Source organism: Streptomyces sp. NPDC031210 (assembly GCF_055570395.1).
Genome location: NZ_JBVIHH010000015.1, coordinates 122735 through 145775, shown reverse-complemented (window position 1 = coordinate 145775; position 23041 = coordinate 122735). Strand labels below are relative to the sequence as shown.

Annotated in this window: 16 protein-coding genes; 4 read left to right on the top strand and 12 right to left on the bottom strand. The window is 71.5% G+C overall.

All coding sequences use genetic code 11. The annotated features are described in order from the left end of the window. Positions 1 to 48 precede the first annotated feature (48 nt). The 7 genes from ACZ45Z_RS25880 to ACZ45Z_RS25850 form a co-directional block, all read right to left on the bottom strand. Positions 49 to 705 carry a DUF4232 domain-containing protein gene (locus tag ACZ45Z_RS25880; RefSeq protein WP_468366848.1) on the bottom strand — a complete coding sequence of 219 codons (657 nt, stop codon included), beginning with the start codon at positions 703 to 705 and terminating at the stop codon, positions 49 to 51. Between the two features lie 143 nt (positions 706 to 848). Beyond that, positions 849 to 1757, bottom strand: a complete 909-nt coding sequence (locus ACZ45Z_RS25875; protein ID WP_468366845.1) for a helix-turn-helix domain-containing protein — start codon at positions 1755 to 1757, stop codon at positions 849 to 851. 202 nt (positions 1758 to 1959) lie between these two features. After that, positions 1960 to 2853 (bottom strand): hypothetical protein, encoded by an 894-nt coding sequence (locus tag ACZ45Z_RS25870; protein ID WP_468366843.1) that lies wholly within the window; start codon positions 2851 to 2853, stop codon positions 1960 to 1962. Between the two features lie 390 nt (positions 2854 to 3243). Then, positions 3244 to 3999 (bottom strand): DUF4232 domain-containing protein, encoded by a 756-nt coding sequence (locus ACZ45Z_RS25865; RefSeq protein WP_468366840.1) that lies wholly within the window; start codon positions 3997 to 3999, stop codon positions 3244 to 3246. A gap of 95 nt (positions 4000 to 4094) precedes the next feature. After that, positions 4095 to 6062, bottom strand: coding sequence for an AfsR/SARP family transcriptional regulator (locus tag ACZ45Z_RS25860; protein ID WP_468366837.1), 1968 nt, complete (start codon positions 6060 to 6062; stop codon positions 4095 to 4097). Position 6063: 1 nt separating this feature from the next. Continuing rightward, complete coding sequence (locus tag ACZ45Z_RS25855) at positions 6064 to 7356, bottom strand: M18 family aminopeptidase (RefSeq protein ID WP_468366834.1); 1293 nt, start codon at positions 7354 to 7356, stop codon at positions 6064 to 6066. 273 nt (positions 7357 to 7629) lie between these two features. Further along, the gene (locus tag ACZ45Z_RS25850; protein ID WP_468366831.1) at positions 7630 to 9456 is read right to left on the bottom strand and encodes an acyl-CoA dehydrogenase; all 1827 of its coding nucleotides are present in this window, start codon (positions 9454 to 9456) and stop codon (positions 7630 to 7632) included. 232 nt (positions 9457 to 9688) lie between these two features. On the opposite strand from ACZ45Z_RS25850, the gene ACZ45Z_RS25845 reads away from it, so the two are divergent. From ACZ45Z_RS25845 to ACZ45Z_RS25835, 3 genes are all read left to right on the top strand, one after another. Next, entirely contained in the window at positions 9689 to 10165 is a 477-nt protein-coding gene (locus ACZ45Z_RS25845) for an SseB family protein (RefSeq protein WP_468366829.1), read from the top strand. A gap of 146 nt (positions 10166 to 10311) precedes the next feature. Next, positions 10312 to 11268 carry a pirin family protein gene (locus ACZ45Z_RS25840; RefSeq protein WP_468366827.1) on the top strand — a complete coding sequence of 319 codons (957 nt, stop codon included), beginning with the start codon at positions 10312 to 10314 and terminating at the stop codon, positions 11266 to 11268. Between the two features lie 153 nt (positions 11269 to 11421). Next, positions 11422 to 12597: an AI-2E family transporter gene (locus ACZ45Z_RS25835; protein WP_468366824.1), complete on the top strand. Its 1176-nt coding sequence runs from the start codon at positions 11422 to 11424 to the stop codon at positions 12595 to 12597. Here the strand turns inward: ACZ45Z_RS25835 and ACZ45Z_RS25830 are convergent. Continuing rightward, positions 12498 to 14756 carry an ATP-binding SpoIIE family protein phosphatase gene (locus tag ACZ45Z_RS25830; RefSeq protein WP_468366822.1) on the bottom strand — a complete coding sequence of 753 codons (2259 nt, stop codon included), beginning with the start codon at positions 14754 to 14756 and terminating at the stop codon, positions 12498 to 12500. The two genes, ACZ45Z_RS25835 and ACZ45Z_RS25830, sit on opposite strands and share 100 nt — an antisense overlap. 295 nt (positions 14757 to 15051) lie before the next feature. Between ACZ45Z_RS25830 and aspS the strand changes: the two genes are divergently transcribed. Next, a complete protein-coding gene (gene aspS / locus ACZ45Z_RS25825) occupies positions 15052 to 16815 on the top strand; it encodes an aspartate--tRNA ligase (protein ID WP_468366819.1) in 1764 nt (587 codons plus the stop codon). 75 nt (positions 16816 to 16890) lie between these two features. On the opposite strand, the gene ACZ45Z_RS25820 is transcribed toward aspS, so the two are convergent. The 4 genes from ACZ45Z_RS25820 to ACZ45Z_RS25805 form a co-directional block, all read right to left on the bottom strand. Next, positions 16891 to 17403, bottom strand: a complete 513-nt coding sequence (locus ACZ45Z_RS25820) for a DinB family protein (protein ID WP_468366816.1) — start codon at positions 17401 to 17403, stop codon at positions 16891 to 16893. A gap of 124 nt (positions 17404 to 17527) precedes the next feature. Continuing rightward, positions 17528 to 19246 carry a methionine--tRNA ligase gene (gene metG / locus ACZ45Z_RS25815; protein WP_468366814.1) on the bottom strand — a complete coding sequence of 573 codons (1719 nt, stop codon included), beginning with the start codon at positions 19244 to 19246 and terminating at the stop codon, positions 17528 to 17530. A 168-nt stretch (positions 19247 to 19414) separates the two neighbouring features. Next, positions 19415 to 20977: an MFS transporter gene (locus ACZ45Z_RS25810; protein WP_468366812.1), complete on the bottom strand. Its 1563-nt coding sequence runs from the start codon at positions 20975 to 20977 to the stop codon at positions 19415 to 19417. A gap of 248 nt (positions 20978 to 21225) precedes the next feature. Beyond that, complete coding sequence (locus ACZ45Z_RS25805; protein WP_468366809.1) at positions 21226 to 22668, bottom strand: vWA domain-containing protein; 1443 nt, start codon at positions 22666 to 22668, stop codon at positions 21226 to 21228. Positions 22669 to 23041: the final 373 nt, after the last annotated feature.

The window sequence follows — 23041 nt, the reverse complement described above, 5'->3', positions numbered from 1 at the left end:
CGGTGCGGTCGGCTCCCCGCCACCCAACCGGTCAGCGGTCGGCGCCGGTCACTTCTCGGTGCCGGTCTTGAGCTCGGCCAGCGTGTCGGAGAGGTACCAGTCGCTGACCTTGGCGGTCTTGCCGACCGACGGCAGGCTGTCGTACTGCGAGAAGTGCAGGATGGTCGTCAGGCCGCGGACGGTGGGCTCCGAGGAGTTCATGAAGCCGATCTTCACGACGTTCTGCTTGCTGCCCTTGGTCGCGGCGGTCGTCGTCGGGATCGCCGCGTAGGCGTTGCCGCCCGCCGGGACCTCGATCCGCTGGGTGTCCCCGAACGACGGCGCGCCCTCGTAGTACCCCAGCGGCTCCTTCGCGGTGCCGAAGTACAGCATCGGGGAGTTGTAGAGGTAGCAGGAGCGGCTCTTGTTGTTGTGGAACTTGAGGATGACGTGGCTCGGGTCGGTCCGGGTGGTGAACCTGAAGTTGCCCGAGGTGCCCGTGGTGCAGGCGGTCGTCCTGCGCGACGCAGCCCCCGCGCCCGCGCCCGCCGCGGCCGCGCCGCCGCCGATGATCTTGCGCTTCTTGCTCTTCGACGTCGATGAGGACGAGCTCTTCTTCGACTTCTTGGAGTGGCTGTTGCAGCCGGTCAGCGCGAGCGAGCCGGCCAGTCCGAGGGCCAGGGCGGCGTACGCGGCGGAGCGGCGGCGGGAGCGGCGTGCGGTCATGGGTGGGTCCCCCAGTGGGTCACTGCGTTCAGCGAAGCGTGTGTGTCATGGCACGGCCACGATATCGAGTGGCGTCCGATCCGCCAGGGCGGGTTTGCGAACACCGCGTCGGTGCAGGTCAGGCGGGTGCGGAGGGAGCAAGATCAATTCGGGCAGCGGGGTAGTGCGGTGTTCTCCAGTTGTTCGGGGCGGATCCTGATGCCCGGCACCCATAGCTGCCCGCCGTCGTGTGCGATCCGGAACCACATGCTGCTGTGCCCGCCCACCTCGTCGGTGATCGTGGTCCCGTCGGCGATGCGGCACAGGGCGTGCAGCACCTCGCCGTGCCAGACACGGCCCGCCACGTTGGAGCGGCGGTAGGGCAGATACGGGTCGCGCGCCAGGCCGAGGCCGCACTCCGTGGCGCGGCTGCCGCGGCAGGCCCGTTCGATGTTGTGGACGGTGATCCGGGCGGAGCCGGTGGACGCGGTCCGCGCGTCCGGGGCCCGGCCGCCGCCTGGCGAGGCGTCCCGCTCGGACCCGGTCAGTGCCGGGACGGCGAGCGCGGCGGCGGCCAGGACGGCGGTGGTGCCGACCGCGGCGAGGACGAGCGGCAGCCGCCGCCGGGCGGACGGTGGCGCGGGGTGCGCGGTCTGCGTGGCTCGCTCGGTCTGCTCGGTCTGCTCGGTCTGCTCGGTCTGCGTGGTCTGCGGGGCTTGTGTGGCCTGTGCGCCTTGTGTGACTTGTGTGCCTTGCGGGGCGGCTTCCTGAGCGCGGTGCAGCAGCTCCACGAGGGCCGGCAGCCGGTCCTCGCCGGTGAACGAGAGCTTGCACCACCGCACCAGCAGCCGTTCGTCGGGCAGGCTCTGGCCGCGCAGGTAGCGCGAGAGGGAGGACCGGCTGGCGGGCAGCCGGCTCTCCAATTCCTTGAGGCTGCAACCCAGTTCGCCGTGCATGCGGCGCAGGGCGGCGACGAAGTCCCGTACGGGTCCGGACAGATCGTCGGGGAGTGGGGCCAGGGGCTTACGACGGGCATTTGCGGCGTGATTCGGATTGCCGGGCACGTCTGGCATTCCAGCACAGCGGCCATGCGCGCGCGAGGGGCACTTCCGCTCCCCTGTGGCGGAAGTGCCCCTCGTTACACGATCCGGATCGGAACCGGATCAGTCCGTGAAATTCACCGCGCCGAAGCGGGCCGGCCGGTGAGCCGGTTCAGCCGGCCGGGTTGCCGAGGGCGACCGGGCTGGCGAGGGCGCCCGGGCCGGACGAGGCCGGTCAGTCGCCGAACAGCACGGGCCGGTAGGGCGTGAACGCGGCGTCGCCGCCCGGCAGTCCGTAGGTCAGCGTCCGGTGGTCGGTGCCGTGGCCGCCGCGCTGTTCGTAGGCCGTGTAGGACGAGTGCGCGTCGTCGTTCCACTTCTCGAAGATCACGACATGCCGGTTGTCGCTGTCGCCCGCCGCGTCGATGAGCAGGTCACCGGGCGCCAGTTCGCTCACCGCGATGGGGCGGGTCAGGGCGCGGTCGGTGGCCAGGCCCACGGTGTTCGTGCCGGGCGCCGGCAGCCCGAGCGCCATCGCCGCATAGCCCGAGCAGTCCTGGCGGTAGCCGTCCTTCCAGATCTCGGCCTGGCTGTACGGCACTTGGGCGCCGTGGTCGGCGGTCAGCCAGGTGGCGGCCCGGGCGAGCGTCTCCTGGCGGGACCCACCGGGGCGCGGCGGCCGCGGCGGCTCGCCGCCCCGTACCGGCACGCCCGGCAGCCGGTCCTGCGGTATGTCCACCGCGACGACGCTGAGGAAGCCGCTGACCGGCCCGGTGATGTGCGCCATGAAGGTCGAGCAGGCGCTGCCCTCGCACGCCCGGCGCCCGGTGTCGACCTGGTAGTCGGCGGTTATCCGGTCCTGGCCCTCGCCGGACGTGTTGAGCATGCCGACGGCGGGCGAGCGGGTGTCGGCGGTGGCGTGCACCACCCACCGCGTGCCCCAGGTGGGGAAGTCGGCCGCCGCCCGCCCTACGGCGTCGGCGTCGGCGGCACGGGCGGTGCCGGCCAATCCGGCGACCCCGGTGTCGGCGAACCCCGCGAACGTCGCGAACGCGGCGACGGCGACGGTGACTCCGCCCGCGGCGGCTGTGCGGCGCGCGGGGAAACGCGTGCTCCTGCGCTCGTGCATACCAGTCCTCTCCCTACCGGTCCGGTCCCTTCCCTACCGGTCCGGTCCTCGCCGAAGCGGCGGATTCATAGTGGGACGGGTATCGGCCGCCGACCGCGGCATCGGTGTCCCGTGGGACATCCCGCGCCCGCGCGAGGCCGCTGACCTGCGAAGACCTGACCGGGCGGGGGCGAGTACGGGACGTCGGCGGTGCCTTGGTGGGACATGACGGGACGTCCGTGGGGCCGGCGGGGACGCGAAAGGGCGCCCGCGCGGGGTGCGGGCGCCCTGATGTGAGGCAGCGGACCTTCGAGGAGCGGACCTTCGAGGAGCGGACTTTCGGGGGTGGGCCTCCCGGAGTGGCCCTTCGAGGAGTGGGTTTTCGAGGGGGTGGACCACCGTCCCGGTGGCCTACCAGGTGGTGGCGTCGCTCGCGTTCGTCTGCCAGTACGTCACCCAGGCGCTGTCATCGACGTACGCCGAGCCGCCCGGCAGCGCGACCCGTGCCGGGCCCCCGATGCTGCCCTTGCCGTCGCGGCCGGGCAGGCTCACCGTCAGAGAGGTGGCGTTGCGCCCGTGGCGGCCGGAGCCGTCCGCGGCGGAGGTCATCACGGCGGCGTAACCGGACGCGCCCGGGGCGAGGGTGACGACGGCCTGCGGCTTGCTCTCCGGGAGGCCGGGCAGCGGGGACTGCGCGGCGTCGAAGCGCGGGTAGGGGGCGGCGTAGAGGTCGCAGGTGGCGCCGGAGGTGTTGGTGGCCACCAGCAGCAGGTGATTGACCGGCCGGTTGAGGGGCTTCGCCACGATGCGGATCTTCGTGGCGTCACAGGCGGCGTGCCGTACGCCCGCGTCCTCGGCGCCCGTGGTCCGACGGCCCGCACTCTGTCCGGACGCACTCGGGCCGGACGCGCCCTGACCGGCTGTGCCCTGTCCGGCCACGCCCTGGCCGTTGTCGTTGTCACCGCGCCCGGCACCGCCGTGACCGGTGGACGCCTGCTTCGCCTCGCCCTGGGAGGCGGGGTGGTACGGCTTGGCGTCGGTGGTCTTGAGCGGGCTGCCGGACTGGCCCCCGCAGGCGGTGAGCGTGAGCGCGGCGGCGGCGGTCAGACCGGCGGCGGCGATCAGCGGCGTGCGGCGGCGGACGGTACGAGTGGTGCGTGCGGGCATTTCGGTCTCCCCCGAGAGGCGATGGCGTGGGTGCGGTGTGGCCCAAGACTGCCGACCACCGCTGCCGCGCCACTAACGCCCGCCTAACGCCCCGCTCACCCATCGCCTCGCTGGCCCCCCTCCCCTCGCTCCCCCGTCTCCCCCCGCTCGTCCCGCGCGAAAAGCTGCGTCAGCGTGCTGATCGTGTAGACGTCCGTGGCCTCTTCATCCACCAGGTGCATCTCAGCGAGCCGGTCCAGGCCGTCCTGGGTCCGCTCCGGGTCGTAACCGGCGAGCGCCGCCGCCACGGACGCGTTCAGGTGCCCGTCCGCGCTGGTCGCCAGGGCGGACAGCAGCCGCGCGTCATCCGCCGACAGCCGGGCGACGGACATCCGCAGCGCCGCCGCGATCCCGGTGTCCTCCGCCGACAGCAGCGCCAGGCGCCGCCGTTCGTCGCGCAGTGCCGCGGCCAGCCGGGCCAGCCGCCAGCGCGGCCGGGCGGTGAGCTGGGCGGCGGCGGCCCGCAGGGCCAGCGGCAGGCCGTCGCACAGCGCGACCAGTTCCCGGGCGGCGGCCGGGTCCTCGGCGACCCGCTCCGGCCCGAGCATCGCGCCGAGCAGCGCCGCGCCCTCCTCGTGGCCGAGCACCTGGAGGCCCACCGGGCGGGCGCAGTCGGTGGCGACCAGGCCGTCGAGCCGGCTGCGGCTGGTGACGACCGTGGCGCACCGCGGGCCGCCGGGCAGCAGCGGGCGGACCTGTGCGGAGCTGCGGGCGTTGTCCAGGACGACGAGCAGCCGACGGTCGGCCACCAGCGACCGGAACAGGGCCGAGGCGGCCTGTGCCGAGTTCGGTACCCGCTCCGGCGGCGTGCCCAGGGCGAGCAGGAAGTCGCGCAGGATCTCGGCCGGCGCCGCCTCGTCGCCCTCGCCGAATCCGCGCAGGTCGGCGAAGAGCTGCCCGTCGGGGAAGGCCGCGGCGCGCAGATGCGCCCACTGCACGGCGCAGGCGGTCTTGCCGACGCCGGCCGGCCCGGCGACCACCGCCAGCGGACTCTCGCCCGTGCCGCGGTCCGTCAACGCCTCGCTGAGCGCGGCGAGTTGATGCTCGCGGCCCAGGAAGCGGGCGGGCGGACGGGGCAGCAGCCGGGGCGCGGCCACCGCGCGTCCGGCGGTCTCGCGTGCGCCGGCGCCGCCCTGCACCGGCACCCGCCCCTCATCGGCGGCGGGACCGGCCCCGTCGGCCGCCGGAGTACCAGCCGTCCGCGCCCCGTCGGCCGCCGGCGTACGAGCCGCACGCGCCCCGCCTCCCGCCGCCGGCCCGGGCGCGGCCTTGCGCCGGTCCGCCGCCTCCGCCCGCAGGATCTCCTCGTACGCGCCGCCGAGACGTTCCCCGGGGTCGACTCCCAGCTCCTCGCTGAGCAGCCGGCGGGTGCGGTGGAACCACTCCAGCGCGTCGGACTGCCGTCCCGCCTGGAACAGCGCCCGCATCAGCGCGGCGATCAGCCCCTCCCGCAGCGGGTGGTTGACCGCGGCGGAGTAGAGGATGGCGGCGGCCTGCTCGTGGTCGCCGAGTGCGCCGTGCGCGCGGGCGAGCGCCTCGACGGCCGTCAGCCTGCGCTCCTCCAGGGCGTGCGCGGCGGCGGCGAACGGCGGGCTGGTGACCGTGCCGGTCAGCGCCGGGCCGCGCCACAGCCCCAGCGCTTCCCGCAGCAGCGGCACGGCGTCGGCCGGCGCCGCCTCGGGCCGGGCCAGCGCCACCAGTTCACCGAACCGGTGGGCGTCGATCAGCTCCTCGGGCAGCCGCAGCAGATACGCCGAGCCGTGGGTGGCCAGCTCGATGCCGTACGCGTCCGCGCCCCCCTCCGCCAGGGTGGCGCGCAGCCGCGAGACGTGCCCCTGGACGACCGTACGGGCGTGTTCGGGCGGCTCGTCCTCCCACAGGGAGTCGATCAACTGCTCCAGCGGGACGGTGGTGTTGGGCTGCAACAGCAGCAGCGCGAGGACGCTGCGCCGTTTGGCGGGCCCGAGCGGCAGCTCCCCGGAGCCGGTCGCCACGGCGATCGGGCCCAGCAGTGAGAATTCCAACTCAGCCCTCCAGGAAGGCCGTCAGGGCGTTCGCGAGCAGGTACGGGTCCTCGGAGCCGCACAGTTCGCGCGCCGAGTGCATGGAGAGGATCGCGACGCCGATGTCGACGGTCGCGATGCCGTGCCGGGCGGCGGTGATCGGGCCGATGGTCGTCCCGCACGGCATCGAGTTGTTCGACACGAAGGACTGCCACGGCACGCCGGCCCGCTCGCAGGCGTCGGCGAACACGGCCCGTCCGCTGCCGTCGGTGGCGTAGCGCTGGTTGACGTTGACCTTGAGGATGGGGCCGCCGTTGGGCATCGGGTGGTGCCCCGGCTCGTGCCGCTCGCCGTAGTTGGGGTGGACGGCGTGGCCGGTGTCGGAGGACAGGCAGACGGTGCCGGCGAAGGCGCGGGCCCGGTCCTCGTAGGAGCCGCCGCGCGCGAAGACCGAGCGCTCCAGGACGGTGCCGAGGAGCGGGCCGTCGGCGCCGGTGTCGGACTGGCTGCCGTTCTCCTCGTGGTCGAAGGCGGCCAGTACCGGGATGGTGGTCAGCTCGCCGCCGGCCGCCGCGGCGGTGAGCGCGGCCGTACCGGCGTGCACCGACAGCAGGTTGTCCATCCGGGGGCCGGCGACCAGTTCGTGGTCGCGGCCCAGGTAGGCGGGCGGTTCGATGCTGTGCGCCATGAGGTCCCAGCCGCGGATGTCGTCGGCCGGCACGCCGATCTCCTGGGCGACGAACGCGATCAGATCGCCCTCGGAGACCTCGCCCAGGCCCCAGATCGGCGTCATGTGGCGCTGTTTGTCGAGCTTGAGCCCGTCGGCGTTCACCGATCGGTCGAGGTGCACGGCGAGTTGGGGTACGCGCATCAGGGCGCGGTCGACGTTGACGAGCCGGTTGCCGCCGTCGCGCAGGGTGACGCGGCCGCTGAGCCCGAGGTCGCGGTCGAGCCAGGTGTTGAGCAGGGTGCCGCCGTAGATCTCGACGGCGACCTGCCGCCAACCGCGGGCGCCGGTGTCCGGGATCGGCTTGACGCGCAGATTGGGAGAGTCGGTATGAGCCCCCACAATCCGGTACGGAGTCGCGGGGCCGGCGCCCTCCGGGATGTACCAGGCGATGATCGCGCCGCCGCGCAGCACGTACTTGCCGCCGCTCTCGCCGTCCCAGCTATCGGTCTCCGCCACCTGCCGGAAGCCGGCCTTCTCCAGCCGCTCCGCCGCGTTCGCCACCGCGTGGTACGGCGACGGGCTGGCGGCGAGGAAGGACATCAGGTCGTCGGTGTGGCCGCGATCGAAGCGGGCGGAGTGGCTCATGGATTCAGCATAAGGAGGAAGACCCCCCATTCCCCGCGCCCGCGGTACGTGACGCCGCTCCCTTCCGGCCACGATCGCTGCATCGCACACCGAAATCACCGGCGGAGTACGGGATTCCGCCGCTCGGGGCGGCCGGGCCGGGCGGCGCCGGCTCTTCACGCAGACGACGGTGCCCGCCTCCCCGGGGGAAGGGAGACGGGCACCGTCAGTCTGGACGCCGATTCTGAGAGACCTCTAAGAAAGATCGTCAGGGCGCCGGGATCGCGGGTTCTTCTAGAACGCGGCTTCGTCGAGCTCCATCAGGGACTGGTCGACGGACTCGGCCAGGCCGCGCTGGACGGAGACGCCCGGCAGGACGTTGTGGGCGAAGAACTTCGCCGCGGCGATCTTGCCGGTGTAGAAGGACTTGTCCTTCGTCGAGGCGCCGGCCAGCTTCTCGTGGGCGACTGCCGCGCCCTTGAGGAGGAGGTAGCCGATGACGACATCGCCGGAGGCCATCAGCAGGCGGGTGGTGTTCAGGCCCACCTTGTAGATGGACTTGACGTCCTTCTCCGTGGCGGCGAGGTCGGTCAGCATGGTGCCGACGATCGCCTCCAGGTCGGCGGCGGCCTTGGCCAGCTCGCCGCGGGCCTGCTCCAGCTCCGCACCGCCCACGCCGTCGGCGAGGAACTTCTTGATCTCCTCGGACAGGACGGTCAGCGCCTGGCCCTGGTCGCGGACGATCTTCCGGAAGAAGAAGTCCTGGCCCTGGATGGCGGTGGTGCCCTCGTAGAGCGTGTCGATCTTGGAGTCCCGGATGTACTGCTCGATCGGGTACTCCTGGAGGTAGCCGGAGCCGCCGAAGGTCTGGAGCGACTGCGCGAGCTGCTCGTAGGACTTCTCCGAGCCGTAGCCCTTCACGATCGGCAGGAGCAGGTCGTTGAGGCGGTTCTCGGCACTGGCGTCCTCGCCCGCGGCCTCCTTGATCAGGATCTCGTCCTGGACCGTCGCGGTGTAGAGCACCAGGGCGCGCATGCCCTCGGCGTACGCCTTCTGCGTCATCAGCGAGCGGCGCACGTCGGGGTGGTGGGTGATGGTGACGCGGGGCGCGCTCTTGTCGGTGAAGGCGGCCAGGTCCGGGCCCTGCACGCGCTCCTTGGCGTACTCCAGGGCGTTGAGGTAGCCGGTCGACAGGGTCGCGATGGCCTTCGTGCCGACCATCATCCGGGCGAACTCGATGATCCGGAACATCTGGCGGATGCCGTCGTGCTTCTCGCCGATGAGCCAGCCCTTGGCGGGGTGGCGGTCGCCGAAGGTCATCTCGCAGGTGTTGGACGCCTTCAGGCCCATCTTGTGCTCGACGTTGGTCGCGTAGACGCCGTTACGGGCGCCCAGCTCGCCGGTCTCGAAGTCGAACTCGAACTTCGGGACGAGGAAGAGCGACAGGCCCTTGGTGCCCGGGCCGTGGCCCTCGGGGCGGGCGAGGACGTAGTGAAGGATGTTCTCCGACATGTCGTGCTCGCCGGAGGTGATGAAGCGCTTCACGCCCTCGATGTGCCAGGAGCCGTCCTCCTGCTTGACGGCCTTGGTGCGGCCGGCGCCGACGTCGGAGCCCGCGTCGGGCTCGGTCAGCACCATGGTGGAGCCCCAGCCCTTGTCCACCGCGACCTTGGCGATGTGCTTCTGCTGCTCGGTGCCCTCCTCGAAGAGCACGCCGGCGAACGCCGGGCCGGAGGAGTACATCCACACGGCCGGGTTCGAGCCCAGGATCGTCTCGGCGAAGCCCCACAGCAGCGAGCGCGGCGCGGTGGTGCCGCCGATCTCCTCCGGGATGCCCAGACGCCACCATTCGGCGTCCATGTACGCCTGGTAGCTCTTCTTGAACGTGTCCGGAACCGGCGCGGTGTTGGTCTCGGGGTCGAACACCGGCGGATTGCGGTCGGCGTCGGCGAAGGAGTCCGCCAGCTCGTTCTCGGACAGTCGCGCGATCTCGGCGAGCACGCTCTTGGCGGTGTCGACGTCCATCTCCGCGAACGGTCCGGTGCCATACACGCTGTCGCGGCCGAGCACCTCGAAGAGGTTGAACTCGATGTCGCGGAGATTCGACTTGTAGTGGCCCATGGGTACAGCTCCGTAAAGGCTCGGGAGGAGGGACCTCAAAACGCAATACCGGCAAGTAGCTACGATGATGCTACCCACGGGTAATAAGAAGCAACCCCTAACCGCACATCTGTGACGAGCGTCCCTTGCCGGGCGGCGGCGCGGTTCCTCCCCCGGTGGGCCGCCGGTCCGATCCCGGCCGGCTTCGGCCGGCGGCCGGTGCGGGCCCCGCCGACTCAGTACGCTGTGCCGCATGTACGGCTACGACCAGAACGCGGGTGCCGGGCAGCAGCAGTACGGTGCGCCGCAGCCCCCGCCGCAGCAACCGGCCCCCGGGGGCTACGGCCAGCAGCCGCTGTATCCCGAGCCGTCCCCGCCCTCCCTCGCCGACGCGGTGCGCGCCTTCACGACCGGCTCCATGTCGGCCGAGGACTTCCAGGGCATCTTCTCCACGTCCAAGATCTACTGCCCGCGCGGGGAGAACCCCGGCTTCCTGGCGCTGCACAACACCCAGCAGCCGGTGATCCCGATGTTCACCTCGCTCAAGGAGCTGCGCCGTTACGCGGGCAAGGAGTCCAAGTACTTCGTGATCACCGGCGCCGAGGTGCTCGACCTGCTGCCGACCGGCTACGGCTTCGTCCTCGACATGGAGGGCGACCACCGGATGGTCTTCGACGCCAAGGCCGTGGAGCAGATGGTCGACTTCGCGATGCGCCGCATGTACGGCTGAGCCGCCGCCGGGCCGTCGCGCTGCCGCGGCCGTGGATCCCGGCACCACCCTGTCTGACCTGCGTGAACGCGGGCGGGAATGCGGCACGCCTTGCAGGTTGTTCAGAGTTCAACTAACTTGGATGACGAACGACCGAGGAGGCCGTCATGCCCGCTGTGACCGTAGAGAACCCGCTGACCCTGCCCCGTGTGGCGGCCCCCGCCGCGGCCCGCACGCGTCCCGTCCTCGCCGTGGTCACCGCTCCGAGCGGCTTCGAGGGCGAGGGCTTCCCCGTCCGCCGGGCGTTCGCCGGTATCGACTACCAGCACCTCGACCCGTTCATCATGATGGATCAGATGGGTGAGGTGGAGTACGCGCCCGGAGAGCCCAAGGGCACGCCCTGGCACCCGCACCGCGGATTCGAGACCGTGACGTATCTGATCGACGGCACCTTCGTGCACCGCGACTCGCACGGCGGCGGTGGCGTGATCAACGACGGTGACACCCAGTGGATGACGGCCGGCTCCGGCCTGCTGCACATCGAGGCCCCGCCGGAGGAACTCGTCACGAGCGGCGGCCTCTTCCACGGCCTCCAGTTGTGGGTCAACCTGCCCAAGAGCGACAAGATGATGGCGCCCCGCTACCAGGACATCGGCCGCGGCAACGTCAAACTGCTCACCTCCGCCGACGGTGGCGCGCTGCTCCGGCTGATCGCCGGTGATCTCGACGGCCACCAGGGCCCCGGCATCACCCACACACCGATCACGATGATGCACATCTCGCTGAACCCCGGCGCCCAACTGACCCTGCCCTGGCGCGCGGACTTCAACGCCCTCGCCTACGGACTGGCCGGACGGGGCACCGCCGGTTCCGACGGACGGCCCTTCCGGATGGGCCAGTCGGTCGTCTTCGGTGGTGCGGGCGACTCACTGACCATCCGTGCGGACGAGATCCAGGAATCCCGCAGCCCCAACTTCGAGGTGGTCCTCCTGGGCGGCCGGCCCATCCGCGAGCCGATGATGCACTACGGCCCGTTCGTGATGAACACCCACGCCGAACTGGCCCAGGCCTTCGAGGACTTCCAGGCGGGCCGGTTGGGGACCATCCCCGTCGACGCGACCTGATGCCGCGCGGGAGCCGGAGCTGAGAGGCCGGCGGGGGGGGAGGGGCGGCGTTTCACGTGAAACGCCGCCCCTCACGGCGTGCCCGGGGTGTTCGGTGCGGTCGCGCGGCGCCAAAACCGGCTGGCCGGCGGGCGGTCGTGGTGGACTGTCCGGGTGCGAAACGACTCGGATCACGACCGGAGCGGCTCCCCCCACGGCCGGCCGCTGCCCGAGCAGCCGCTGCTGCCGATCGAGGCACGCCGCGCCGCGGCCTGGTGCGCGGTGGGGCTGCTGGTCGCGGCCGTGGTGGCGCTCGGCGTGTGGCTGTGCGTCGCGCTGAGCGCGGCCGTCACACCCGTGCTGCTGGCCCTGCTGGGAAGTGCGCTGCTCGGCCCGCTCTACCGGCGACTGGTGGCGATGCGACTCAACCGGTCGCTGGCGGCCGGGCTGACCTGCGCGGTCCTGTTGATCGTGGTCGGCGGCGCCGGCTACATCGTCGTCAGCGCGCTGGTCGACACCGGTGACCAGATCATCGCCTCGCTCAAGGACGCCGCCAAGGACCTCTCCAAGCACTTCGGGACGGCCGGCACCTCACTGGACGACCTGGCCTCGAACGCCAAGGAACTGCTCGGCAAGTTCGGCGGCACGGCGGCCTCCGGCCTGCTGACCGGGGTCAGCATCGTCGGGCAGGCCATCGCCGCGGCCGTACTGGCCCTGCTGCTGACCTTCTTCTTCCTGCGGGACTCGCCCAAGGCCGTCCGCGCGCTGCACGACTGGTCGCCGGGCGGCTCCGCGCCGCAACTGGAGCGGATGGCCCGCCGCGGCTTCCAGGCCATCGAGGGCTTCATGCGCGGCACCACCTTCATCGCGCTGATCGACGCGGTGTGCATCACCGTCGGCCTGCTGATCCTTCAGGTGCCGGGCGCCTTCGGCCTGGGCGCGCTGGTCTTCGTCGGCGCCTACATCCCCTACCTGGGCGCCTTCATCTCCGGTGCGGTGGCGATCTTGGTGGCACTGGCCGACCGCGGCTTCGTCATCGCGCTGTGGGCGGTCGGCGTCGTCCTCGCCGTGCAGGTCCTCGAAGGCCATGTCCTCCAGCCGATGATCCAGAGCCGTACGGTCCAGATGCACCCGGCGACCGTCATGCTGGCGATCACCGCGGGCGCGAGCGTCGCCGGAATCCTCGGCATGCTGCTGTCCGTGCCGCTGACGGCGGCCGTCTCCGGCGTGCTCCACGAACTGCGCGGACACTACGCGGCGGACTCGGGGACCGACTCCCCGGGACCGTCCGGCGCCCCGTCCGGACCGGAGGGCCCGGACAGCCCGCCGGACCCGGCCGGCGCGTCCTGACCGGCCCGTCCTCGCCGCCCGGAACCGTCCGGCGCCGTCTGAGCCGCCACGCCCGCGTCCTCGTAGATCTCGAACCACGTCGACTTGCCGTCCCCGCGCGGATCGACCCCCCACGCGCCGGCCAGCAGGTCCATCAGCAGCAGGCCGCGCCCCGACGACGCCAGCTCGCCGGGGCTGCGCCGGTGCGGTAGTTCGTCGCTGCCGTCGGCGACATCGACGCGCAGCCGCCGGACGCCCTGCTCCCCGGAGATCTCGGCGACCAGCAGCGCGTCCCCGTCGGTGTGCGTCAGGACGTTGGTGACCATCTCCGAGACCAGCAGGACCGCCGAGTCGACCTGGTCGGGATCGGCCCAGTCGTGCAGCACGTCCCGCACCTGCCGGCGGGCCTCCGCTATCCGCTCCGGCTCGGCCTGCGCGACGGTCAGGACCGTGCGCCGTACGGGCCGCTGCGCCAGCCGGCCGCCGGTGCCCACCCCGCAGCTTCCGCCCTCCCGGCACAGCAGCAGCATCGCGATGTCGTCCTCGCGGCGGTCGGCCAGCGGGCCGGTGGTGTGGTGCGATGACGGCCCGTGCACGGCCTGGACCAGGGTGTCGGCGAGCCGCTCCAGCGCCGCGCCGTCCTCGCCGCCGTCATGCGCCTCGATGATGTCGCGCAGCCGCGCCCAGCCGGTCTCCAGATCGTGGCCGCCGGTCTCGATCAGCCCGTCGGTGCACACCAGCATCGTCTCGCCGGGCTCCAGGACGAGCCGGGTGGTGGGGTAGTCGCTGTCCGGGTCGATGCCCAGCGGCAGACCGCCCGAGGTCGGGCGGATCAGCATCGTTCCGTCGCTCATCCGGATCGCCGGGTCGGGGTGGCCGGCCCGCGCGATGTCCAGCAGCCCCGTCGCCGGATCCACCTCGATGTACAGGCACGTCGCGAAGCGCTGGTCCTCGCCGTGCCCGCGGGATTCCGTCTCGTTGATGCCGGCCAGGAAGCGGGAGGCGCGGGAGAGCACCGCGTCGGGGTGGTGGCCCTCGGAGGCGTAGGCACGCAGCGCGATCCGCAACTGGCCCATCAGGCCCGCGGCCCGTACGTCGTGGCCCTGGACATCGCCGATGACCAGCGCGATCCGGCCGGACGGCAGCGGAATCATGTCGTACCAGTCGCCGCCGACCTCCAGCCCGCCGCCGGTCGGGACGTAACGGGCCGCGACCTTCATCCCCGGGATGTCCGGCTGCACCGTCGGCATCATGCTGCGCTGGAGGCCCACCGCCAGCTCCTGCTGCGACTCCTGCACACCGGCTCTGGCCAGGGCCTGCGCCAGCATCCGGGCGACGGTGGTCAGCACCGACCGCTCGTCGGGGGTGAAGGCGACCGGCTGGCTGAACCCCGCCATCCACGCACCGATCGTCCGGCCCGCGTTGACCAGCGGCAAGAACGCCCACGAGGTGCGCCGGAAGCGGGCGGCCAGCGGCCAGGTGGCCGGGTAGCGGCGGCGGTATTCCTCGGGTGAGGGCAGGTAGATCGCCCGGCCGGTCCTTATCACCTCGGCCGCCGGATAGCCGGTGCCCAGCGGCATGTCGAGGAACGGTCGCTCGTCACCGGGCTCGTGGCCGTGGTGACCGATGACCGACACCCGGTCGCCCTCGATACCGAAGACCGCCAGGCCGTCCGGCATGAACCCGGGCATGGACAGCCCGGCCGCCACCCGCAGCACCTCGGCGGTCGACTCGGCCTCGGCCAGCGCCCGGCCCGCGTCCAGCAGGAACGCCTCGCGCGAGCGGCGCCAGTCTCCGGTGATGGGGGTGTGCGCGGCGGAGGTGCCCGGCTGCGGCTCGGGGACCTCCTGGAGGGTGCCGACCAGCTCGAAGTCGCCGTCGGTGATCAGGGGGCGGGAGCGGGAACGGACGATCCGCAGGACCCTGCCGCGCTCGTCCACGATGCGCAGCCGCGACTCGGCGAGCGTCTCCTCGGCGAGGGCCAGGTTGATGACGCCGTTGATCTCGGCGAAGTCGACGGGATGAAAACGGGAGCGCACGGCGGCCTCGCTGAGCTCCGTCGGTTCCGCGGGCAGCCCGAGCAGCCGGGCCGCTTCCGCGTCGAGGGTCACCCGACCCGTCGCGTTGTCCCAGCGCCACAGGCCGGTCGCGATGGCGGCCAGGAGGTCCTTGGTGCGCATTGCATCACTTTATGTGGGTTTCACGGAGCCCGACCAGCGAGCCGGACGTGACCATCGTCCCAGCCGCGCGCCCCGCGCTCACCTCAGGGCGCTGTGATGCGTATATGTCAACGAGTGCCGGGGGCCGGGACGGTAACCTGGAGCGGATATGCCAATCCTGGGGTGGTCTTTCGGATGATCCGGGTGCGCCGGGTGATCCACCAGGCGGTCGATCTCTACGTTCGAACGCCGTGGCTCCCGCCTTTCCCGTATCCCCACAACTCCCCACCTCGACTCGCGACGACTTGGATGAGCGATGCATCGGTACCGGTCCCATAACTGCGGCGAGCTCCGAGCCGCGGACGTCGACACCGACGTCCGCCTCAGCGGCTGGCTGCACAATCGACGTGACCTGGGCGGCATCCTCTTCATCGATCTGCGCGACCACTACGGTCTGGTGCAGCTCGTCGCCCGTCCCGGCACGCCCGCCAACGAGGCGCTCAGCCACCTGACCAAGGAGACCGTCGTCCGTGTCGACGGCAAGGTCAGCGCCCGCGGTGCGGACAACGTCAACCCCGACCTGCCCACCGGCGAGATCGAGATCGAGGTGACCGAGGTCGAGGTGCTCGGCGCCGCCGACCAGATCCCCTTCACGATCAACGCCGACGACGGTGTCAACGAGGAGAAGCGCCTCGAATACCGCTTCCTCGATCTGCGCCGCGAGCGCATGCACCGCAACATCCTGCTGCGCACCGCCGTCATCTCCGCCATCCGGCACAAGATGACCGCACTCGGCTTCAACGAGATGGCGACCCCGATCCTGTCCGCGACCTCCCCCGAGGGCGCCCGCGACTTCCTGGTCCCCTCCCGCCTGCACGCCGGCAAGTTCTACGCGCTGCCGCAGGCCCCCCAGCAGTTCAAGCAGCTCCTGATGATCGCCGGCTTCGACCGCTACTTCCAGATCGCGCCCTGCTTCCGCGACGAGGACGCCCGCGCGGACCGTTCGCCGGGCGAGTTCTACCAGCTCGACGTCGAGATGAGCTTCGTCGAGCAGGAGGACGTCTTCCAGCCGATCGAGAAGCTGATGACCGAGCTCTTCACCGAGTTCGGCAACGGCCGCACGGTCACCTCGCCCTTCCCGCGCATCCCCTTCCGCGAGTCGATGCTCAAGTACGGCTCCGACAAGCCCGACCTGCGCGCCGAGCTGGAGCTGGTGGACGTCTCCGACGTGTTCGCCGGCTCGGGCTTCAAGGCCTTCGCGGGCAAGCACGTCCGCGCCCTGGCCGTCCCGGACACCGCCGGGCAGCCGCGCAAGTTCTTCGACCAGATGGGTGACTTCGCCGTCCAGCAGGGCGCGAAGGGCCTGGCCTGGGTGCGCGTCGGCGACGACAACACCCTCAGCGGCCCGATCGCCAAGTTCCTCACCGAGGACGACGTCAAGTCGCTGGTCACGGCCCTGGACCTCCAGCCCGGCCACGCCGTGTTCTTCGGCGCCGGCGAGTTCGACGAGGTTTCCAAGATCATGGGCGCGGTCCGCGTCGAGGCCGCCAAGCGCGCCGGCCACTTCGTCGACGGCGAGTTCCGCTTCTGCTGGATCGTCGACTTCCCGATGTTCGAGAAGGACGAGGACACCGGGAAGATCGAGTTCTCTCACAACCCCTTCTCCATGCCCCAGGGCGGCCTGGAGGCGCTGGAGACCAAGGACCCGCTGGACATCCTGGCCTGGCAGTACGACATCGTCTGCAACGGCGTCGAGCTGTCCTCCGGCGCGATCCGCAACCACGAGCCCGAGGTCATGTACAAGGCCTTCGGCATCGCCGGTTACGACAAGGAGACCGTCGAGGCGGAGTTCGGCGGCATGCTCCGCGCGTTCAAGTTCGGCGCCCCGCCGCACGGCGGCATCGCCCCGGGCGTCGACCGCATCGTCATGCTGCTCGCCGACGAGCCCAACATCCGCGAAACGATCGCCTTCCCGCTCAACGGCAACGCCCAGGACCTGCTCATGGGCGCCCCGAGCGAGGTCGACGAGGCGCGGCTGAAGGAACTGCACCTGTCGCTGCGCAAGCCGCAGGTGAAGTAGCGGCGCCGGCGGCCCGACCGCCGTCCGTGAAGGGCCCGTGCCGGGGACGGCTACGGGCCCTTCACGCTGTCCGCCTCACACGCCCGTGACGCCGTCCACCCGCTCGCGTATCAGGTCCGCGTGCCCGTTGTGCCGGGCGTACTCCTCGATCATGTGGACGTAGATCCAGCGCAGTGAGACCGGCGCGCCACGGAAGTCACCGGTCGCCTCCAGGCCCACTCCCGCGCAGGCGGCCCGCGAGGCACGGACCTCCTCCCGCCACAGCGCGAGCGTCCCGGCGAGCGTGGCGTCGTCCGTCAGCGCGAAGCCGCCGTCGGGCGCGGCCGGGTCGTAGGCGTCGCCCCCTATCGTCGGCAGCTCGGCGCCCCGCAGTACGCGCCGGAACCACGTCCGCTCCACCTCCGCCAGATGCCGGACGAGCCCGAGCAGCGTCATGGGCGAGGGCCCGGCGGACGCCCGCCGGGCTCCCTCCTCGTCGAGACCGGCGCACTTCGCCGCCAGGGTGGCACGGTGGAAGTCGAGCCAGGACTCCAGGGTGGTGCGCTCGTCGGCGGTCATGGGCGGCACGGAACGCTCGGTGAAGGTCACTCGCTCAGCGTCCCACCCGCCACTGACAACGCTCCCGGGCGCACGTCCGGTCCGGGTACGACGACGCCCCCGGACCGGGAGCGGTCCGAGGGCGTGCGGGTGTCAGGGGCCGGGGAGGCGGTCGTTACGCCTCGTCACCGCCGCCGAAGCGTGCGCGGTACGACTCCAGGTCCTCCTCGGTGATCTTCGCGAAGAGCACGGGCGGCACCGTGAACGGCGTCCCGGCCGGCACCGAGGCCAGGGCCTTCGCCTCCTCCTGGGAGACCCACGCCGCCGTGTCGTTCTCCAGCGAGAACGCACCGCGCATCGCCCGCGCCGACGCCGGAATGAACGGCTCGGAGACGACCGCGTACAGGTGGATGAGGTTCATCGCCGTGCGCAGCGTCAGCGCCGCCGCGTCCTTGTCGGTCTTGATCTCCAGCCACGGGGCCTTCTCCTCCAGGTAGGAGTTGCCCGCGCTCCACAGGGCGCGCAGCGAGGCCGCCGCCTTACGGAACTGGAGGGCCTCCATGTGGCCCTCGTACTCCGCGAGCAGCCCGGCGATCTCCTCGCCCAGCTTCCGCTCGGCGGCGCCGGCCTCCGCGCCCGCCGGCACCTCGTCGCCGAAGCGCTTGCGCGAGAACGACAGGACGCGGTTGACGAAGTTGCCGAGGGTGTCCGCGAGGTCCTTGTTGACCGAGGAGGAGAACAGCTCCCAGGTGAAGGAGGTGTCGTCCGACTCCGGGGCGTTGGCGATCAGGAAGTAGCGCCAGTAGTCGGCCGGCAGCAGCTCCAGCGCCGCGTCGGTGAAGATGCCGCGCTGCTGGGAGGTGGAGAACTTCCCGCCGTAGTAGTTCAGCCAGTTGAACGCCTTGAGGAAGTCGACCTTCTTCCACGGCTCACGGGTGCCGAGCTGCGTGGCCGGGAACATCACGCTGTGGAAGGGGACGTTGTCCTTGGCCATGAACTCCGTGTAGCGCACGTCGTCGGCCTCGTACCACCACGACTTCCAGTCGCGCTCCTCGGGCGCCTGGTCCGCCCACTCCTTCGTGGAGCCGATGTACTCGATCGGGGCGTCGAACCATACGTAGAAGACCTTGCCCTCGGCCGCCAGCTCGGGCCACACATCGGCCGGGACGGGCACGCCCCAGTCCAGGTCGCGGGTGATCGCGCGGTCCTGGAGGCCCTCCGTCAGCCACTTGTGGGCGATGGAGGAGGCCAGCGTCGGCCACTCCTTGCTGCCGTTCTCCGCCAGCCAGCCCTCGACCTCGTGCTGGAGCTTGGACTGGAGCAGGAACAGGTGCTTGGTCTCCCGCACCTCCAGCTCACCGCTGCCGCTGATCGCCGACCGGGCGTCGATCAGGTCGGTCGGGTCCAGGACCCGGGTGCAGTTCTCGCACTGGTCGCCGCGCGCCTTGTCGTAGCCGCAGTGCGGACACGTGCCGACGATGTAGCGGTCGGGCAGGAAGCGGTCGTCGGCGATCGAGAAGACCTGGCGGATCGCCCGCTCCTCGATGAAGCCGTTCTCGTGGAGCTTGCGCGCGAAGTGCTGCGTCAGCTCGACGTTCTCCGGCGACGAGCTCCGGCCGAAGTAGTCGAAGTCCAGCTCGAAGCCGTCGTAGATCGCCTTCTGCTTGTCGTGCTGCTCGGCGCAGAACGCGTCCACCGACTGGCCGGCGGCCTTCGCGGCCAGCTCGGCGGGCGTGCCGTGCTCGTCCGTCGCGCAGATGTAGAGCACGTCGTGCCCGCGCCGGCGCAGATACCGGGCGTAGACATCGGCCGGGAGCATGGACCCCACCATGTTGCCCAGGTGCTTGATCCCGTTGATATACGGAAGGGCGCTGGTGATGAGGTGTCGAGCCATTGCCGGCTGCTCCCAAGTCGCTACGGAAAGTGAGGATTTGCTTTACGGAACGTCAATATCGTACTGGACGGGCCGAGGGCCACGGCTAGGCGTTTCGGGGAGTGGGAAGGGAGGGCACCACACTGGAGCGGCGGTCTCTGAGGCCCGCCGCCCCACCGTCTGCGGGGGCTACGCCGCCGCGTCCGCCGACTCCGCGCCGCCGTCCGCCGGGACCGGCCCGTCCTTCGGTGCCCGGGCCGTGATCATCAGCCCCGCGATCACCGCGGCCAGCAACATGATCGCCGCCCCCACGCCGATGGACACGGTGAACCCGTCCACCACCCCGTCCTTGACGATGCCGTCGCGCACACCGGGCGGGACCCGGCCCCCGTTCCGGCGCGCGGCGTCCGCGAGGTGCGACGCGACGTACGTGGCGCTGATCGAGGTCGCGATGGTGTTGAGCAGCGCCGTACCGATCGAACCGCCCACCTGCTGCGCGGTGTTGACGGTCGCGGACGTGACACCGGAATCGTGCCGCGCCACCCCCGACGTCGCCGTCGCCATCACCGGCATGAAGATCAGGCCCATCCCCAGGCCGACCAGGAGCTCCGCGGGCAGGACGTGGGAGACGAAGGCGGGCTCGGCGGTCAGATACGTCAGCAGATACATCCCCACCGCGGCCAGCAGCGCGCCCGGCACCATCAGCAGGCGCGGCGCCAGGTGGTGCAGCAGCCGGGCCGATATCTGCGTCGATCCGACGATGATCGCCCCGGTCATCGGCAGAAACGCCAGTCCCGTCTTGACCGGTGAATACCCGAGCACGACCTGGAGGTAATAGGTCATGAACAGGAACATCCCGAACAGCGAGATGAACGCCAGTCCCATCGTGAGGAAGGCCCCGCCGCGGTTGCGGTCCCGGACGATGTGCAGCGGCAGCAGCGGGTGACGCGCCCGCGTCTGCCACCAGGCGAAGACCGCCAGCAGCGCCCCGCCTCCCACGAGCAGAGCGATGACCCGCGCGTCACTCCAGCCACGCGGCTGCGCCTCGCTGCACCCGTAGACGATCGCGACCAGACCGGCGCAGCCGAGCACCGCACCGGGTACGTCCAGCCGGGAGCGGCCGCGGACGGGCTTGTCGTGCAGGAGGACGAGCGCGCCGACGAGTGCGACGGCCGCGATCGGGATGTTCACGTACAGGCACCAGCGCCAGTCCAGGTACTCGGTCAGCAGACCGCCCGCGATCAGTCCGATCGCCGCGCCGCCACCGGCGATGGCGCCGTAGATCCCGAACGCCTTGCTGCGCTCCTTGCCGATGGTGAAGGTCGTGGTCAGCAGTGACAGCGCGGTGGGCGCCAGCAGCGCGCCGAAGGCCCCCTGAAGCGCGCGGGCCCCGAACAGCAGCCCCGGATTCGTCGCCGCCCCGCCGAGACCCGACGCCACCGCGAACCCGATCAGGCCGATCACGAACGTCATCTTCCGGCCCACCAGGTCGGCGATCCGCCCGCCGAGCAGCAGGAGCCCGCCGAACGCGAGGGTGTACGCGGTGATCACCCACTGCCGGTTGGCGTCCGACATCTGAAGATCCCGCTGGGCCGACGGCAAGGCGATGTTCACGATCGTCGCATCCAGCACCACCATCAACTGGGCGATGGCGATCACCACGAGCGCCCACCACCGCCGCGGATCGGGCTCCTTCTCCGCCGCCCAGCTCGGAGGGTTCGAGGGTGTTTCCGCCTGGCTCGCTCGACTCATCACGACCCGCCTCCGCCGGAACCCCGCCTACGGCCACCCGCGCATACCGGGGCAACCCGGAGCGCTTCACCCATTCAGGTTAGGCAGCGGGGGGCGACCTCGCCTCCTGATGGGGAGCCCGCGGGGGGACGCGTACGGGCGGCTGGTGGGCGGCGGGCCGGCGGCCGCCGCCCGTACCCGAACGGCGCCGGCCGCGGTGGGCCCGGGGGCCCGGCCGCGGCCGGTGGGTGGGGACGGGGTGGGAGGGGTCAGTTGTCCTTGAGGACGCCGGCGCTGCGGGCCTCGGTGAGCCACTCGGGGAATTCGACCATGAGCTGCTGGTAGAGCTCGTCGGAGGAGAGGCCGCGGGGCTCGCGGCCGGCGTGGAAGAAGCCGGCGTTGTCGACGACGCGCTTGTCCGGGACGGCCAGGTCGTCGAGCTTGCGGAGGAAGTCGAAGCCCTTGGCGTCCGGGTCGCCGAAACCGACGAACTGCCAGAAGATGGGCAGTTGGGCCGCCTCGCACAGGGCCTTTTCGGCGGCCGGCTTGGAGGTCGGGGCGCCGTCGGTCTGGAAGATGACGAACGCGGGGACGGTGGAGCCGGACTTCTTGTAGTGGTCGACCACGGCGTTGATGGCCCAGTGGTAGTTCGTCCGGCCCATGTGGCCGAGGCCCGCGTGCAGTTCCTCGATGCGGCCCTCGTAGTTGGTCAGGTCGAGGTCGGCCGAGCCGTCGATGTCGGTGGAGAAGAAGATGACCGGGACGGTGCCGTCGTCGTCGAGGTTGGCGGAGAGGCCGAGGGCCTGTTCGGCGAGGTGCTGGACCGTGCCGTCCTTGTAGTAGTTGCGCATCGAGCCGGAGCGGTCGAGGACCAGGTAGACGGCGGCGCGCTGGGTGGTGAGCCCGTGCTTCTCCAGGGTGGCGGACGCCGACTTGTAGAGGCTGACGAGCCCGGGGGCGGTGGCCTCGACCTTGGAGAGGGAGAGGGCGGCGGAGGCGGGCTCCTGCTCGGCCTCGGGGGCCGGGGCGGGCTCGGCGGCCTCGACCGTGGCCTCGGGCTCTACGGCCTTCGGTTCAACGGCCTTCGGCTCAACGGCCTTCGGCTCAACGGTCTCGGGCTCCACGGCCTCGGCCTCGACGGGCTCCGCCTCCGTGGTCTCGGCCTTCGCCGGCTCGGGAGCCGCCTCGGTGACAGCGGTCGGGGCCGGGTTGTCGAAGGCCCGGCTCACCAGGTCGGAGAGGTTGTCGGCGGGGGCCGCGTCCACCGGGTCGGCGGCTGCCTCGGCGGCTTCGGCCCTCTCCTCGACCTGGACGGCCTTGTCGCCCCGCGGGGCCTCGTCGGCCGCGTCGGGCTCGTCGGCCACCTCGGCCTTGACGGGCGTGGGCTCGGCCGGGGCCTCGACGCGCGCCTCGGCCTCCGGCCGGTCCGCGCTCACCGGCGCGCCGTCGCCCGTGCTCTCCGAGGGGGTGCCCTGGGTCGGCAGGGTCGCCGCCGGGGCCGGCTCGGGGGCCGTGGGCTCGGTGGGCGCCGTGCGGGCGGCGGGGACCTCGGGTTCCGAGGCCGGGGTGGTCGATGCCGGGGCGGACTCCTCGCGGGCCTCCGGGATCGTTGCCGACTCCGGCGTATCGGCGCCGGTCGGTGCCGCGCCGGATTCTTCACGGGTCGCCTTGGAGCGACCGAAAGCGTTGCGCAGCAGACTCCGAATGCCCATCGGCGAACCTCTCTTAGCGTGTGGTGGGTGCGGCGTATGTCCGTGAAGCACAGACATGTCCCTGACCAGGACGGATACGTAAGGGTAGCGGCCTGCACCGGGCTCATCGTGGGACCCCGCGCCTCGTGTGGTGGGGGATTGCTGGGCCATCCGGGTCTGTGTGGATGGGAGGGGGTTTCGGCCCTCGGACATTCGTGACGGGGCGGGCGCCGTCTCGGTGCGTGGACCGGGGAGTTGGGCCGCTCCGTTCGCCAGGGATCCGGCCCGCTCCGTCGGCCGGGAGGACATGCCTCCGCAGAGCCCGGGTTGACCGTTCGTACCGTGCCGCGCGGACTTGTCGTGGTGTCGGATTCACCGGGCGTTCATGTTTGCG

Coding starts and splice junctions, on each gene's coding strand:
- ACZ45Z_RS25880 (WP_468366848.1), bottom strand. CDS start 705: ATGACCGCACGCCGCTCCCGCCGCCGCTCCGCCGCGTACGCCGCCCTG.
- ACZ45Z_RS25865 (WP_468366840.1), bottom strand. CDS start 3,999: ATGCCCGCACGCACCACTCGTACCGTCCGCCGCCGCACGCCGCTGATC.
- ACZ45Z_RS25850 (WP_468366831.1), bottom strand. CDS start 9,456: ATGGGCCACTACAAGTCGAATCTCCGCGACATCGAGTTCAACCTCTTC.
- metG (WP_468366814.1), bottom strand. CDS start 19,246: ATGGCTCGACACCTCATCACCAGCGCCCTTCCGTATATCAACGGGATC.
- ACZ45Z_RS25830 (WP_468366822.1), bottom strand. CDS start 14,756: ATGCGCACCAAGGACCTCCTGGCCGCCATCGCGACCGGCCTGTGGCGC.
- ACZ45Z_RS25870 (WP_468366843.1), bottom strand. CDS start 2,853: ATGCACGAGCGCAGGAGCACGCGTTTCCCCGCGCGCCGCACAGCCGCC.
- ACZ45Z_RS25810 (WP_468366812.1), bottom strand. CDS start 20,977: ATGAGTCGAGCGAGCCAGGCGGAAACACCCTCGAACCCTCCGAGCTGG.
- aspS (WP_468366819.1), top strand. CDS start 15,052: ATGCATCGGTACCGGTCCCATAACTGCGGCGAGCTCCGAGCCGCGGAC.
- ACZ45Z_RS25855 (WP_468366834.1), bottom strand. CDS start 7,356: ATGAGCCACTCCGCCCGCTTCGATCGCGGCCACACCGACGACCTGATG.
- ACZ45Z_RS25840 (WP_468366827.1), top strand. CDS start 10,312: ATGCCCGCTGTGACCGTAGAGAACCCGCTGACCCTGCCCCGTGTGGCG.
- ACZ45Z_RS25845 (WP_468366829.1), top strand. CDS start 9,689: ATGTACGGCTACGACCAGAACGCGGGTGCCGGGCAGCAGCAGTACGGT.
- ACZ45Z_RS25875 (WP_468366845.1), bottom strand. CDS start 1,757: ATGCCAGACGTGCCCGGCAATCCGAATCACGCCGCAAATGCCCGTCGT.
- ACZ45Z_RS25805 (WP_468366809.1), bottom strand. CDS start 22,668: ATGGGCATTCGGAGTCTGCTGCGCAACGCTTTCGGTCGCTCCAAGGCG.